General features: G+C 65.7%; 14 protein-coding genes. 8 read left to right on the forward strand and 6 right to left on the reverse strand.

From position 1 onward, the window contains the following. Nucleotides 1-2 precede the first annotated feature (2 nt). Nucleotides 3-653: a lytic transglycosylase domain-containing protein gene (locus tag QPK29_RS24760; protein WP_371768930.1), complete on the reverse strand. Its 651-nt coding sequence runs from the start codon at nucleotides 651-653 to the stop codon at nucleotides 3-5. Next, a complete protein-coding gene (locus QPK29_RS24765) occupies nucleotides 653-2,386 on the reverse strand; it encodes a proline--tRNA ligase (RefSeq protein ID WP_371768929.1) in 1,734 nt (577 codons plus the stop codon). Before QPK29_RS24765 ends, QPK29_RS24760 begins: the two co-directional genes overlap by 1 nt. Before the next feature lie 209 nt (nucleotides 2,387-2,595). On the opposite strand from QPK29_RS24765, the gene QPK29_RS24770 reads away from it, so the two are divergent. The 3 genes from QPK29_RS24770 to QPK29_RS24780 all read left to right on the forward strand — a co-directional run bounded on the left by QPK29_RS24770 (nucleotide 2,596) and on the right by QPK29_RS24780 (nucleotide 5,441). After that, nucleotides 2,596-3,279 carry an RNA pyrophosphohydrolase gene (locus QPK29_RS24770; protein ID WP_371768928.1) on the forward strand — a complete coding sequence of 228 codons (684 nt, stop codon included), beginning with the start codon at nucleotides 2,596-2,598 and terminating at the stop codon, nucleotides 3,277-3,279. Between the two features lie 121 nt (nucleotides 3,280-3,400). Then, complete coding sequence (locus tag QPK29_RS24775) at nucleotides 3,401-4,945, forward strand: aspartyl protease family protein (protein ID WP_371768927.1); 1,545 nt, start codon at nucleotides 3,401-3,403, stop codon at nucleotides 4,943-4,945. A gap of 70 nt (nucleotides 4,946-5,015) precedes the next feature. Next, nucleotides 5,016-5,441 carry a DUF1841 family protein gene (locus QPK29_RS24780; protein ID WP_056124268.1) on the forward strand — a complete coding sequence of 142 codons (426 nt, stop codon included), beginning with the start codon at nucleotides 5,016-5,018 and terminating at the stop codon, nucleotides 5,439-5,441. Between the two features lie 60 nt (nucleotides 5,442-5,501). On the opposite strand, the gene QPK29_RS24785 is transcribed toward QPK29_RS24780, so the two are convergent. From QPK29_RS24785 to QPK29_RS24795, 3 genes are all read right to left on the reverse strand, one after another. Continuing rightward, entirely contained in the window at nucleotides 5,502-7,007 is a 1,506-nt protein-coding gene (locus QPK29_RS24785; RefSeq protein WP_160409425.1) for a SulP family inorganic anion transporter, read from the reverse strand. A 95-nt stretch (nucleotides 7,008-7,102) separates the two neighbouring features. Continuing rightward, nucleotides 7,103-7,459, reverse strand: coding sequence for a c-type cytochrome (locus tag QPK29_RS24790; RefSeq protein WP_056124275.1), 357 nt, complete (start codon nucleotides 7,457-7,459; stop codon nucleotides 7,103-7,105). 10 nt (nucleotides 7,460-7,469) lie between these two features. Further along, entirely contained in the window at nucleotides 7,470-7,808 is a 339-nt protein-coding gene (locus QPK29_RS24795) for a c-type cytochrome (protein ID WP_105376421.1), read from the reverse strand. A 229-nt stretch (nucleotides 7,809-8,037) separates the two neighbouring features. Here QPK29_RS24795 and QPK29_RS24800 point away from each other — a divergent pair, with 229 nt between their 5' ends. Genes QPK29_RS24800 through QPK29_RS24810 form a run of 3 tightly spaced genes read left to right on the forward strand, consistent with a single transcriptional unit; the run spans nucleotide 8,038 to nucleotide 10,673 of the window. Continuing rightward, nucleotides 8,038-8,892, forward strand: coding sequence for an AAA family ATPase (locus QPK29_RS24800; protein WP_371768926.1), 855 nt, complete (start codon nucleotides 8,038-8,040; stop codon nucleotides 8,890-8,892). After that, nucleotides 8,889-9,476 (forward strand): GNAT family N-acetyltransferase, encoded by a 588-nt coding sequence (locus tag QPK29_RS24805; protein ID WP_371768925.1) that lies wholly within the window; start codon nucleotides 8,889-8,891, stop codon nucleotides 9,474-9,476. The genes QPK29_RS24800 and QPK29_RS24805 overlap by 4 nt, the downstream gene beginning before the upstream one ends. A 12-nt stretch (nucleotides 9,477-9,488) precedes the next feature. Next, complete coding sequence (locus tag QPK29_RS24810; protein WP_056124286.1) at nucleotides 9,489-10,673, forward strand: vWA domain-containing protein; 1,185 nt, start codon at nucleotides 9,489-9,491, stop codon at nucleotides 10,671-10,673. On the opposite strand, the gene QPK29_RS24815 is transcribed toward QPK29_RS24810, so the two are convergent. Continuing rightward, a complete protein-coding gene (locus QPK29_RS24815) occupies nucleotides 10,674-11,264 on the reverse strand; it encodes a CPBP family intramembrane glutamic endopeptidase (RefSeq protein WP_056124289.1) in 591 nt (196 codons plus the stop codon). Between the two features lie 99 nt (nucleotides 11,265-11,363). Between QPK29_RS24815 and QPK29_RS24820 the strand changes: the two genes are divergently transcribed. Beyond that, nucleotides 11,364-12,560: a cation:proton antiporter gene (locus QPK29_RS24820; protein WP_056124292.1), complete on the forward strand. Its 1,197-nt coding sequence runs from the start codon at nucleotides 11,364-11,366 to the stop codon at nucleotides 12,558-12,560. Continuing rightward, nucleotides 12,550-13,668: a YbdK family carboxylate-amine ligase gene (locus QPK29_RS24825; protein ID WP_056124296.1), complete on the forward strand. Its 1,119-nt coding sequence runs from the start codon at nucleotides 12,550-12,552 to the stop codon at nucleotides 13,666-13,668. The genes QPK29_RS24820 and QPK29_RS24825 overlap by 11 nt, the downstream gene beginning before the upstream one ends. Nucleotides 13,669-13,680: the final 12 nt, after the last annotated feature.

Genomic DNA, 13,680 nt, shown 5'->3' on the forward strand with positions numbered 1-13,680 from the left:
AATCAGCGGCTGGACACCATCACGTCCTGCTTGAACTCCCAGTTCTTCCACGCCGCCAGCACCGCATTCGGATACTCGGGCTTGCCGCGGCTGCCGTTGTAGCGGCCGAGGGCGAGATACAGATTGCCCCCTTCCATGTCGATGTACATGCGCAGGATCGAGCAGCCGTAGCGCAGATTCGTCTGCATGTCGAACAGCGCGCGGCGGTTCGAGTCGCCGATCACCTTCGTCCAGAACGGCATCACCTGCATGTAGCCGCGCGCGCCGACCATCGACACGGCGTACTTGCGGTACGCCGACTCGACCTGGATCAGGCCCAGCACGAGCCCCGGATCGAGGCCCGCGCGCGTCGCTTCGTACCACGCGATTTCGAGGAATTCCGTGCGCGTCTGATCGTCCGGCAGGCGGCGCTTGAGGCGCGCCGACATCGCGTCGAACCACTGCTGGTAACGGACGCGCGCGACCTCGTCGCGGAGGACCGGCTTGGGCGGCCGGCCGTCGCGAATGGCGTTTTCCAGTGCAAGTCGGACCGCGTCTCCCAACGCTTCCTCTTTCTGGTTGCCGGCCTGCGCCGCGCCGCTGCTCATCAGTGCAGCGGCGAGCAAGACCGGGCCGAGCCGGGCTGCTGCCCGGCTGATCAACCGTCGCGCCATCACTTGCCCAGCTTGCCCTTGATGAAGCCGAGCATGTCCGCGGCAGGAACGGCGGTCGCTTCAAGCTCGCGGCGGCCCTGGTATTCCAGGTTGCCTTCCTTGAGGCCACGCTCGCCGATCACGACACGGTGCGGCACGCCGACCAGTTCCCAGTCGGCGAACATGGCGCCCGGACGCAGGCCGCGGTCGTCGACGATGACGTCCACGCCGGCCGCCTGCAGCTCGGCATACAGGCGATCGGTCTCAAGCTTCACCAGATCGCTGCGGTCATAGCCCATCGGGCACAGCACCAGCTCGAACGGCGCGATGGCGTCCGGCCAGATGATGCCCTTGTCGTCGAAGTTCTGTTCGATGGCGGCGCCCAGGATGCGGGTCACGCCGATACCGTAGCAGCCCATCTGCATCGGGGCCGGCTGGCCTTTCTCGTCCAGGTAGACGCAATTCATCGCGGCGGAGTACGCGGTACCCAGCTGGAACACGTGGCCCACTTCGATGCCGCGCTCGATCGCGAGCTGGCCCTTGCCGTCCGGCGAGGCGTCGCCTTCGACCACGTTGCGCAGGTCGGCGACGACCGGCTCGGCCACGTCGCGGCCCCAGTTGGCGCCGGTCAGGTGGTAGTCGGCTTCGTTCGCGCCGCACACGAAATCGGCCATGTTGGCGACGGTGCGGTCGGCCACGATGTTGACCGGCTGCTTCGTACCGATGGGGCCGAGGTAGCCCGGCACGGTGCCGTAGGCTTCCTGGATCTCGGCTTCGCTGGCGAAGCGGAAGTCCTTCAGGCCCGGCACTTTCGTGACCTTGACTTCGTTCAGTTCATGGTCGCCGCGCAGCAGCAGCAGCCAGTTTTCCCTGACCTGCCTGCCGTCGACGTCCTTCTCGACCGTCAGCGCGATCGACTTGACGGTCTGGTCCAGGCCGATGCCGAGCAGCTTGGCCACGTCTTCGCACTTGGTGGTCTTCGGCGTGGAGACCTTCGTCAGCGGCTGCGTCGCGGCGCCGCGCTGGGCGATCAGCGGCAGCGCCTCGGCCGCTTCCATGTTGGCCGCGAAGTCCGAGTTCGGGCAGTAGACCAGCGCGTCCTCGCCGGTGCTGGCGATGACGTGGAATTCGTGCGAGCCCGTGCCGCCGATGGCGCCGTTGTCGGCCGCCACCGCGCGGAACTTCAGGCCGAAGCGGTTGAAGATGTTGACGTAGGCGTTGAACATCGTCTCGTAGGACTTCTGCATGCCTTCGACGTCGCGGTCGAAGGAATAGGCGTCCTTCATCGTGAACTCGCGGCCGCGCATCAGGCCGAAGCGGGGACGGCGCTCGTCGCGGAACTTGGTCTGGATGTGATAAAAATTCAACGGCAGCTGGCGGTACGACTTGACTTCGGTACGCACGACGTCGGTCACGACTTCTTCCGAGGTCGGCTGCAGCGCGAAGTCGCGGCCGTGGCGATCCTTGAGGCGCAGCAGTTCCGGCCCCATCTTGTCCCAGCGGCCCGTCTCCTGCCACAGCTCGGCCGGCTGCACCAGCGGCATCAAGAGTTCGATCGCGCCCGCCTTGTTCATCTCTTCGCGGATGATGCCCTCGACCTTGCGAATGACGCGCAGGCCCAGCGGCATGTACGTGTAGATGCCGGAGCCGAGTCGCTTGATCATCCCGGCGCGCATCATCAGTTTATGGCTGACGATCTCGGCGTCGGAGGGCGCTTCTTTGAGCGTTGAAATAAAAAATCGTGAGGCGCGCATATCGGTGAATTCTTTTTAAAAAGAGAGGGTTATAATCGACCTAATTTTAAAGGATTAGCTGGCTGATGCATCCAATCTTTATACAAATGGATCCGAAACACGTGGTGCATGCTGTTGTTCCTGTGCAGGTTGCGCGACAGACGTATCTGGATTGCTAGGTGAAAACGTAAGTAAGAGGGATCAGCCGGCAGAAAGTTTCGAGGTGAATTATGCTCGATCGTGAAGGGTTTCGCCCCAACGTCGGCATCATCCTGCTGAACGCCAACAACGAAGTGTGGTGGGGCAAGCGGGTGCGTGAGCATTCTTGGCAATTTCCGCAAGGGGGTATCAAATACGGCGAGACGCCGGAACAGGCGATGTACCGAGAGCTCGAGGAAGAAATCGGCCTGCGCCAGGAGCACGTCAAGATCGTGGGCCGGACCCGCGACTGGCTGCGCTATGAAGTGCCCGATCACTTCATCAAGCGCGAAGTGCGCGGTCACTACCGCGGTCAGAAGCAGATCTGGTTCCTGTTGCGCATGGTGGCACGCGACAACGACGTCAACCTGCGCCTGACCGACCACCCCGAGTTCGACGCCTGGCGCTGGCACGATTACTGGGTCCCGCTGGACGTGGTCATCGAATTCAAGCGCGACGTGTACCAGCGCGCCCTGCAGGAACTGTCGCGTTTCATCACGTGGCCCGCGAACGGCGAACGCCGTCACAGCTCGCGCTACCTGCGCCAGCCGCACGAGCGGCGCAGCCAGGGCGGCAATGGCAACGGCGGTAACAAGGCCGTGGCGAATGGCGGCAACGCCAGCAAGGCGGTGGCGGCAGCCAGCAAGGCCATCGCCGACGCGGCCGGCAGCTCCAAGATGGTGTTGGCGCAGCAAGGTATAACGCGCAAGGAGTGATCTGCGCGATTAGCGCGGAAGCAACACAACAAAGGCAAAGCAGCCGCGCGAGCGGGTGTCTTTGCCTTTTTTACATTTTGGTAATGTTGTTTTTACAAAATTGCGAAGTAGAATCATCGTCATGACGATGCCGACTTTGCCGATTTTCCGTGCCCTCCCCCTCGTGCTGGCCGCGCTGTGCTCGTCCGCACGCGTCCACGCCGAAGACACGCCGCCCAAGTGCACCTACGTCGAAGTGGCCAGCCTGCCCATCCGCTACGTCGGCCAGGGCCTGGAGCCTGCGGTCGACGGCACGATCAACGGCACGCCGGCCACGATGCTGATCGACACCGGCTCCGACCAGACCCACATGACGATGAACGCCGCGACCCGGCGCGACCTGACCTTGTTCATGACGGGGCGGTACGTCGAAGGCCTCGGGGGCCTGTCGCGCCTGTACGCGGTACGGCTGAAGGATTTCGCCATCGGTCCGGCGCACGCGGGCCGCCGTCCGGAACTGACCGTGATCGGCAGCACCACGTTTACGCCGAGCTTCGACGCCATCGTCGGCGCCCCGTTCCTGCTGCAGGCGGACCTCGAGCTCGACCTGCAAGCCAAGCGGATGAAGTTCTACCGCCCGCTCGAATGCCAGAAGGCGGAGCTGCTCCTGTGGAAGGAAAACACGGTCGTGCTGCCGTTCGGGCGCAACTACGGCAAGAGTCCGAACCCGCATTTCACGGTCGTCGTGAACGGCAAGGAGATGGACGCGCTGATCGACTCCGGCGCGCACCGCAGTTTCATGATGCTGGACGCCGCGAAGAAAGCCGGCATCGACGTCAACGGCCCGGGCGCCGTGCGCATGGGCGACAGCGGCGGGATCGGGTCCGACCGCGCGCCCCACTGGATCGCCCCGGTCAAGACCATGCAGATCGGCCAGGAGACCATCAGCAACGTCGAATTGGGCATCATCGATTCGCAGGGCTCGCGCACCGCCGACGTGTACCTCGGCCAGGACTTCCTGCGCACGCACCGCGTGCTGTTCGCGATGAGCCAGGAAACACTGTACATCGCCTACCTGGGCGGCGACGTGTTCACGCGCGGCACGGGGCTGGAACCCTGGATGCGCGCCGAGGCCGACGCCGGCAATGCGGACGCCCAGTACGCGCTGGCCCAGGTCTACAACACCGGCCGCGGCGTGCCGCGCGATCCGCTCCAGGCCGGCGTCTGGCTGGACATGGCGGCGCAAGGCGGCCAACCGAACGCCAGCCTGCTGCGCGGCCGCCGGCAGATGCTGGCCGGGCAACTGGACACGGCGATCCCGCAACTGCGCCACGCGCTCGACCTGCTGCCGGCCGACCGTGTCGGCCCGCTGTGGCTGTACATCGCGCGCGTGCGCCACGGCGAGGCGGCGCTGGCGCAGACCGAGCTGGAAGCGGCGCTGAAACAGCAGAAGGAAGACGACTGGCCCGCGCCGATCGCCGACTTCTACCTCGGCAAGACCAACGCGGCGCGCCTGCTGGAAGAAGCCGGGAAGGACGCGAAGCTCGCGCATGCGCGCACGTGCATGGCCCAGACGTACATGGCGGAGTGGCACGACGCGCGCGGCGATGCGGCCGAAGCGAGCGCGCTCAAGGCCGCGCTGCGTGCGAACTGCGCGCCCGCGGCCGCACGCAAGCCGGCCCCATGACCGCGCCGGCAGGGTGTGCGCCATCGCGCTACAATGACGCCCTTCCTCCTGCTTTTCCGACGGTTCTTCCATGTTCACCCCCTCCTCCAACGACGTCCGCCGCTTCTTCTGCGAGGCCTTGCGCAAGCGCCGCGCCGGTGAGATCCTGACCCCGATGGACGCCATCGCCGCCGACTGGATCGAGCAGCATCCCGAATACCACGACGAGCTGGCGGATGCCGATGCGGCGGTGGCACGCGACTATGCCGTCGAAGGCGGCAAGCCGAATCCGTTCCTGCACCTGTCGATGCACCTGTCGATCACGGAACAGGTGTCGATCGACCAGCCGCGCGGCATCCGCGCCGCCTACGAGGCGCTGGCCGCGCGCGTGGGCGAGCACGAGGCGCACCACGGCATCATGGAATGCCTGGGCGAGATGATCTGGTCGGCGCAGCGTCACGGCACGCAGCCGGACACCGACGCGTACGTGGAGTGCGTGCGCAAGCGCGTGCGCTGAAAAACCTCTCACGAGCATCGCAGGCCGGCAGCGCAACGCGCAGCAGCCCGGGAGACGTTTTTAATCGAGTTTGTCGTCGGCGACCCGATAGCGCGGGTCTTCCGGCAGGTTCACCTCGATCATGTCCTTCGCGCGCTCGAGCAGCGCGCGACAGTCCGGGCTCAGGTGGCGCAGATGCAGCCGTTTGCCGAGGGCGCGGTAGCGTTCCGCCAGGCCGTCGATGGCCTGGATCGCCGAGTGGTCCGCCACGCGCGCGCGGCGGAATTCGACGACGACGTCCTGCGGGTCGTCCTTCGGCGTGAACAGCGCCTGGAAGCCGGCCACCGACGCGAAGAACAGCGTGCCCTCCAGTTCATAGACTTTCCAGCCGTGCGCATCCTGCCCCGATGTCACGCGGATCTGCTTGGCGTGCTGCCACGCGAACACCAGCGCCGACACGACCACGCCCACCAGCACCGCGGTCGCCAGGTTGAAGACGAGCGTCACGCCGGCCACCAGCACGATCACGAGCGCATCGGCGCGCGGCACCTTGCCGAACAGGCGGAACGTGCCCCACTCGAACGTCTTTTCGCACACGACGAACATCACGCCGATCAGTGCGGCCAGCGGAATTTGCTCGATCACGCTCGCGCCGAACAGGATGAACGACAGCAGGAACAGCGACGCGCAGATGCCCGACAGGCGGCCGCGCGCGCCGTTGCCCACGTTGATCATGCTCTGGCCGATCATCGCGCAGCCGCCCATGCCGCCGAAGAACCCGGTGACGACGTTCGCGACACCCTGGGCCAGGCTTTCGCGGTTCGGCTGGCCGCGGGTGTCCGTGATCTCGTCGATCAGCGTGAGCGTCAACAGCGTCTCGATCAGGCCCACGCCCGCCAGCACGAGCGAGTAGGGGAACACGATCTTCAGGGTCTGCAGGTCGAACGGCACGTCCGGCACGCGGAACGCCGGCAGGCCGCCAGCGATGGAGCCGAGGTCGCCCACGGTCTTCGTCTCGATGCCCGTGAAGTGCGCGAGCAGCGCGACGGCGAGGATGCCGACCAGCGTGGCCGGCACGGCCTTCGTGATGCGCGGCGTGAGGTACACGATCGCCATCGTCAGCGCGACGAGGCCGAGCATCGTCCACAGCTGCGGGCCCGCCATCCAGCCGCCGCCCACCTTGAAATGCTCGAACTGCGCGACGAAGATCACGATGGCCAGGCCGTTGACGAAGCCCAGCATCACGGGATGCGGCACCATGCGGATGAATTTACCGAGCCGCGCGGCCGCGAACAGCATTTGCAGCACGCCCATCAGCACGATGGCGGCGAACAGGTATTGCGCGCCGTGCTGGACGACCAGCGCGACCATGACGACCGCCAGCGCGCCGGCCGCACCGGAAATCATGCCGGGCCGGCCGCCGAACGCGGAGGTGATGAAGGAGACCAGCACGGCGGCATACAGGCCGGTCAGCGGCGACACGTGGGCCACGAGGGCGAAGGCGATGGCCTCGGGGACCAGCGCCAGCGCGACCGTCAGGCCGCTCAATACATTGGTCTTGATGTGGGAAGGGGATACGTCGGACACGGCGGAACTCCAAAAAACAAAATCCCCCCGGCCGCCAGGCGGCAGGAGGGATTCGGACAAACCGAAGAAGCCGTTATTGTAACGGCCCGCGTAGATCAGCGTTTCGTGACGAGCGCCGCAGGCAGGCCTTGCAGGTAGGCGGCGATGTCGGCCATGTCGCGATCCGACAACGGCTGGGCCATGCCGGCCATGATCGGGTTGTTGCGACCGTTGGCGGCTTTGGTGCCGCGCTTGTACGCGGTCAGTGCATGCACGAGGTAGTCGGCATGCTGGCCGGCCAGCTTCGGATAGCTGGGATCGATCGGGGTCTTGTAGTCGGCGCCGTGGCAGGACGCGCAGTTGTATTTTTTCGCCAGTTCGGCGCCGTTGGCGGCATTGCCGGAAGCCAGCGCCTGGCCGGACAGGGCCAGCGAGGCGGCGCCCAGGGTCAGCGCGACGATCAGTTTATTCATGGCGCGCTCCTTACTTGGACGGGGTCTGTTGCGAATAATACGCGGCGATATCGGCGATGTCCTGGTCGGACAGGCTGGCCGCGATACCCCGCATGGACGGGTGGTTGCGGTCGCCTTTCTTGTATGCCTGCAGCGCGGCTTCGATGTACTTCGCCGACTGGCCGCCGATCTTCGGTACGCGATAGACTTCAGGGAACGTGCCCTTGTACTCGGGGATGCCGTGGCAGCCGATACACTGTTCGATCTTGTTGGGTGCAGCCTTCGGATTGCCGACGATGTCGGCTGCGCCGGCCGTGCCGGCCATCGAGGCGCCGGCTGCTAGCACGAGTAATGCTGTTGAAATTTTCATGGATGACCTATCGTTGGGTTGAATCGATAGGGCGCCTTGCGACCCGTGCGGCGGCAGCAGGTTTTCTAGACCCCCGGTACTGCAACTGCAATGGCATTTTTGCCACGATCCAATCGATTCTATCCGAAGAATATAGTCGAGTCCATTGGGCAGCGCAGCATGGACGCCCTGCCCGCGCCGCGGTTCTGGCATATACTCGTTGGCATTCCCATACGATAGCCCCAGGCCCATGCACGCACCCCGACGCTTCGAAGGCAGCGATAACTATGTCGCCACCGCCGACCTGAAACTGGCGGTCAACGCCGCCCTCACCCTCGCCCGGCCCCTGCTGATCAAGGGCGAACCCGGCACCGGCAAGACGATGCTGGCCGAAGAGGTCGCGGCCGCGCTGGACATGCCCCTGCTGCAGTGGCACATCAAGTCCACGACCAAGGCCCAGCAGGGCCTGTACGAATACGACGCCGTCTCGCGCCTGCGCGATTCGCAGCTGGGCGACGAGCGCGTGCGCGACATCCACAACTACATCGTCAAGGGCGTGCTGTGGCAGGGGTTCACGGCGCCGGAGCCGGTCGTGCTGCTGATCGACGAGATCGACAAGGCCGACATCGAATTCCCGAACGACCTGCTGCGCGAACTGGACCGCATGGAGTTCTACGTGTACGAGACGCGCGAGATGGTCGTGGCGAAGCACCGCCCCCTCGTCATCATCACGTCGAACAACGAGAAGGATTTGCCGGACGCCTTCCTGCGCCGCTGCTTCTTCCACTACATCAAATTCCCGGACCGCGACACGATGGCGGAAATCGTCAAGGTCCACTACCCCACGCTGAAGGCCGACCTGCTGTCCGCCGCGCTGCAGAGTTTTTATGAACTGCGCGACGTGCCGGGTCTGAAGAAAAAGCCGTCGACGTCGGAATTCCTCGACTGGCTGAAGCTCCTGCTGGCCGAGGACATCCCGGCCGAGATCCTGCGCAGCCAGGACGGCAAGACGATCGTGCCCCCGCTCACGGGCGCCCTGCTCAAGAACGAGCAGGACGTGAGCCTGTTCGAGCGCCTGGTGGCGATGGCGAGGCACAACCGATGATCCAGGTCGCCCCCGTCACCCTCGAATTCAACGGCGTGCGCCTGGAGCCGCTCGGGCTGCACCACCTGGACGGCCTGCGCGCCGCAGCCGCCGACGGCGAACTGTGGAACCTGCGCATCACCTCCGTGCCCGAACCGCAGGACACGGAAGCCTATATCCGCACGGCGCTGGAGACACCGAACCGGGTCGCCTTCGCCGTGGTCGACGCGTCCAGCGACACCGTGATCGGCACGACCAGCTACCACGACATCATGCCCGCGATCGACCGCGTGGAAATCGGCTACACGTGGTATGCGAAGAGCCGCCAGCGCAGCCACGTCAACACGAGCTGCAAGCTCCTGCTGCTGTCGCACGCGTTCGACACCCTGGACTGCGCCGTCGTCGGCCTGCGCACCGATAATTTTAATTACGCGTCGCAGGCCGCCATCGAGCGGCTCGGCGCAAAGAAGGACGGCGTGCTGCGCCACCATGCGCCGCGCCGCGATGGGACCGTGCGCGACACGGTCATGTACAGCATCGTGCGCGGCGAGTGGCACGAAGTGAAGTCGCACCTGCACTATCGTCTCGCGCGCCACGCAGAGTAACAGGGGCGCGCGATGCTGATCGACTTCTTCTTCACCCTGCGCGACGCCAAGGTCCCCGTCACGATCAAGGAATTCCTCACGCTGCTGGAAGCGCTGCAGAAGCAGGTGATCGCGCCGTCGCTCGACGAGTTTTATTATCTCGCGCGCCTGACGCTGGTGAAGGACGAAGCCCATTTCGACAAGTTCGACCGCGCGTTCGGCGCCTTTTTCAAAGGCATCGAGACGGTGTTCGATAGCGGCGGCACTGCCGGCGCGCCGGATATTCCACTCGACTGGCTTTTGAAACGCCTGGAGCGCGAGCTGACGCCGGAGCAGAAGGCGGAGCTGCAGAAGCTCGGCTACGACAAGCTGATGGACCGCCTGCAAGAACTGTTGAAGGAACAGAAGGAGCGCCACGAAGGCGGCAACAAGTGGATCGGCACCGGCGGCACGTCCCCGTTCGGCAACGGCGGCACGAATCCCGAGGGCATCCGGATCGGGGGCAAGGGCGGCAACCGGTCCGCGGTCAAGGTGTGGGACCAGCGCACCTACCGCGACTACGACGGCGAGCGCGAACTGGGCATCCGCAACATCAAGGTCGCGCTGCGTCGCCTGCGCCGCTTCGCGCGCCAGGGCGCGCCGGACGAACTGGCGCTGGACGAAACGATCCGCTCGACCGCCAACAACGCCGGCTGGCTCGACATCAGGATGCAGCCGGAGCGGCGCAACCGCATCAAGGTGCTGATGCTGCTGGACGTGGGCGGCACGATGGACGACCACATCGAGCGCACCGAAGAACTGTTCTCGGCGGCGAAGGCCGAGTTCAAGCACATGGAGTTCTACTATTTCCACAACTGCGTCTACGACCACCTGTGGAAGAACAACCGCCGCCGCCACGCCGAGCGCTTCCCGACGTGGGACGTGCTGCGCACCTACCCGCCCGACACGCGCCTGATCTTCGTCGGCGACGCGACGATGAGTCCCTACGAGATCCTCGCGCCGGGCGGCTCCGTCGAATACGCCAACGAGGAAGCGGGCGCGGAATGGCTGGCCCGGTTCTGCCACGCGTTCCCGAAATTCGCATGGCTGAATCCGGAACCGGAGCACCTGTGGCAGTACCGCCAATCGATCGCCGTCATCCGCCAGATCATGGGTAACCGCATGTTCCCCGTGACGATCGACGGCCTCGAACGGGCGATGCGCCTGCTCAGCAAGTAGTCACCGGGCGCGTGCCGCCGCGCGCACGATCAACAAGCCGATGATGTCGATCCACAGGTGCACGAGCACCGCCGCGATCCAGCCGACGTACTGGTAGATCAGCCCCAGCGCGACGCTGCCGCCGAACACGCCGGCCGCCTGCGCCAGCGTGGCGAAGTCGAGCCGGCGGAAGCGGTATGCAGGCGTGTGCGTGACGACGAAGATCAGCGACGTGATCCAGATACCCAGCAGCGGCTGCAGCGCCGCGCGGAACAGCGTCTCTTCGCCGATGGCGGCGGCCAGCGCGATCCACAGCGGATTCAGGCCGCGCAGATCCAGCCGTGCATAGCTGGCGATCGTGTCGGTGGTCGACTTTGCCCGCGCCGTCAGGCGGAACATGACGTACGAGCCGGCGGCGGCCAGCAGCGCGAGGCCCTGCCCGACCAGCAGCTGCCGCATGGGCGCCATCGGGCCGCCGAACGCCGCGAGCGGATCGCGCTGGCCGAACCAGATGATGGGTGCGGCCAACAGGCAGAACATCAGGCACGTGAGCACCTGGGCCGTGAGGCGGATCGGGGGGCGCGAGGCCGGGGCGGAGATCGATTGGGTCATGCGGCATTCTACCTTCCGCAATTCCTACATGTAATCGTGCGCACATATCCCTCTTGTAGAATCGGTCGCAGGTCGTAACATTTTGACAAAGGAGCAGGTATGCAGGAATTCCTGTCTGTCCTCACGAGCCTTGCCTGGCCCTTCGCGATCACGCTGGCCTGGCTGGTCGGCGAATTCGGGCAGCGCTGGACCGGCCTGCCGCGCATCAGTTTCTATGGCCTCGTCGGCTTCATCCTGGCCGCGCCCCAGCTGGGCGTGCTGCCGTTGCCGCCGTCGGGAGGCGGCACGACCCTGCTGCTGGCCGACGTCGGGTTCGGGCTGATCCTGTTCGAGCTCGGCTACCGCATCAACCTGCGCTGGCTGCGCACGAATCCGTGGATCGGCATCACGGGCCTGTTCGAAGCGGGCCTCACCTTCGTCGGCGTGTACCTCGTCGCGAACGCGTTCGGCGCGGCGCTGATCGACCGGCTGATGCTCGCGTCGCTGTCGATGGCGACGTCGCCGGCGACCGTCGTCCGCGTGATCAACGAACAGAAAAGCTCGGGCCAGGTGACGGAACGGGCATTGCACCTGTGCGCGCTGAACTGCGTGCTGGCCGTGTTCGCGTTCAACGCCACCGTCGGCCTGTGGATCTTCCGCACGTTCGAGGACGTCGGCGACGCGCTGTGGAACAGCCTCGTCGTGCTGGGCGTCTCGGCATTCACGGGCGCCGTGTTCGGCCTCGTCGTGCCGGGCATCCTGCGCCTGCTGGGCAAGCTGGCGCAGGACGCGACCGTCGCCTTCGCACTGGCCGTGATCCTGCTCGTCGCGATCACGTACGCACTGGGCCTGTCGCCCGTCGTCGCAGCGCTCGCGTTCGGACTGGCGGCGCGCCACCGCCGCGTCGCGTTCAGCCAGGCGCAGCGCAATTTCGGCGCGCTGGGCGAACTGCTCACCGTCGTGCTGTTCGTGTTCGCCGCCTCGACGCTCGACTGGCGCCGCGTGTGGGCCGGCGCCCTGCTTGCCGGCGCCCTCGTGCTCGTGCGCCTGCTCGCCAAGACGGCCGGCGTGACCGCGTTCGCGCATTTGTCCGGCATCTCGTGGCGCAAGGGCGCGCTGACGGGCGTGGCGTTGACGCCGTTGTCCGTGTTCGTGATCCTCTTGATCGAGCATGCGCGCCACGCCGGCGTGCAGGTCGTCGAGGAATTGCGCGCGGTGGCCGCCGTGACGATGCTGCTCGAAGTATTCGGTCCCATCATCCTGCAGCGCGCCCTCGTGTGGGCGCGCGAAGCGCCGGAGGTCAACCATGCCGCTTGAACCCTTCGCCACCTCGGCACCGCTGACGTTCGGCGTGGAGCTGGAACTGCAGCTCGTCAGCCTGTCCGACTTCGACCTCACGCCGGCCAGCCCCGACCTGATGCATCTGCTGAAGCGCAAGCCGTTCCCCGGCAACGTCACGCCCGAGATCACGGAAAGCATGATCGAGATAAATTCGAGCGTGCAGACGCACTACCGCACGCTGCTGGCCGAGTTGCTCGACATACGCGATACGCTGGTCGCCGCCAGCGACGTGCTGAACATCGGCATCGCCGGCGGGGGCACGCATCCGTTCCAGCACTGGTCCGAACAGCGCATCTCGGCCAAGCCGCGCTACCAGGAATTGTCGGCGCTGTACGGCTATCTCGCCAAGCAGTTCACCGTGTTCGGCCAGCACGTGCACATCGGCTGCGCCAGCGGCGACGACGCGCTGTTCCTGCTGCACGCCCTGTCGCGCTACATCCCGCACTTCATCGCCCTGTCCGCGTCGTCGCCGTTCGTGCAGGGCCACGACAGCGGCTTCGATTCGGCGCGCCTGAATTCGGTCTCGGCCTTTCCGCTGAGCGGCCGCGCGCCGTTCACGCTCAGCTGGGCGGACTTCGCCGACGTCTACTTCGCCAAGATGGAGCGCACGCGCATCATCAAGAGCATGAAGGATTTTTACTGGGACCTGAGACCGAAACCGGAATACGGCACGATCGAGCTGCGCGTGTGCGACACGCCGCTCACGGTCGAACGGGCCGCGGCCCTCGCGGCCTACCTGCAGGCGCTGTGCCGCCACCTGCTCGAACGGAAGGAAGCGCCGCCGCTGGAAGACGACTACCTCGTCTACAACTACAACCGCTTCCAGGCCAGCCGCTTCGGGCTCGACGGTGTGATCACGCATCCGAAGACCTATGAACAACTCCCGCTGCGCGAGGACATCATCGCCACGCTGGACCTGATGGAACCGCACGCGCAGGCGCTGGGCAGCCTGGACGCGCTGCCGCACCTGGCCGCGGCGGCCAGCGACGGCGGCGACGCGAGTTTCCTGCGCGGGCAGTACGAACGCCAGGGCAGCGCGGAGGGTATGGTCGACGCGGCGATCCGGCGCTTCCGCGGACGATAAATTTTTTATCCT

This window comes from Massilia orientalis (assembly GCF_030411975.2).
GTDB classification, from domain to species: Bacteria; Pseudomonadota; Gammaproteobacteria; order Burkholderiales; family Burkholderiaceae_D; genus Telluria; species Telluria orientalis.

Bases quoted from the DNA above. Each gene is read 5' to 3' on its own strand.
- QPK29_RS24770 (WP_371768928.1), top strand. From the start codon at position 2,596: ATGCTCGATCGTGAAGGGTTTCGCCCCAACGTCGGCATCATCCTGCTG.
- QPK29_RS24760 (WP_371768930.1), bottom strand. From the start codon at position 653: ATGGCGCGACGGTTGATCAGCCGGGCAGCAGCCCGGCTCGGCCCGGTC.
- QPK29_RS24805 (WP_371768925.1), top strand. From the start codon at position 8,889: ATGATCCAGGTCGCCCCCGTCACCCTCGAATTCAACGGCGTGCGCCTG.
- QPK29_RS24775 (WP_371768927.1), top strand. From the start codon at position 3,401: ATGACGATGCCGACTTTGCCGATTTTCCGTGCCCTCCCCCTCGTGCTG.
- QPK29_RS24780 (WP_056124268.1), top strand. From the start codon at position 5,016: ATGTTCACCCCCTCCTCCAACGACGTCCGCCGCTTCTTCTGCGAGGCC.
- QPK29_RS24825 (WP_056124296.1), top strand. From the start codon at position 12,550: ATGCCGCTTGAACCCTTCGCCACCTCGGCACCGCTGACGTTCGGCGTG.
- QPK29_RS24765 (WP_371768929.1), bottom strand. From the start codon at position 2,386: ATGCGCGCCTCACGATTTTTTATTTCAACGCTCAAAGAAGCGCCCTCC.
- QPK29_RS24820 (WP_056124292.1), top strand. From the start codon at position 11,364: ATGCAGGAATTCCTGTCTGTCCTCACGAGCCTTGCCTGGCCCTTCGCG.
- QPK29_RS24795 (WP_105376421.1), bottom strand. From the start codon at position 7,808: ATGAAAATTTCAACAGCATTACTCGTGCTAGCAGCCGGCGCCTCGATG.
- QPK29_RS24810 (WP_056124286.1), top strand. From the start codon at position 9,489: ATGCTGATCGACTTCTTCTTCACCCTGCGCGACGCCAAGGTCCCCGTC.
- QPK29_RS24815 (WP_056124289.1), bottom strand. From the start codon at position 11,264: ATGACCCAATCGATCTCCGCCCCGGCCTCGCGCCCCCCGATCCGCCTC.
- QPK29_RS24790 (WP_056124275.1), bottom strand. From the start codon at position 7,459: ATGAATAAACTGATCGTCGCGCTGACCCTGGGCGCCGCCTCGCTGGCC.
- QPK29_RS24800 (WP_371768926.1), top strand. From the start codon at position 8,038: ATGCACGCACCCCGACGCTTCGAAGGCAGCGATAACTATGTCGCCACC.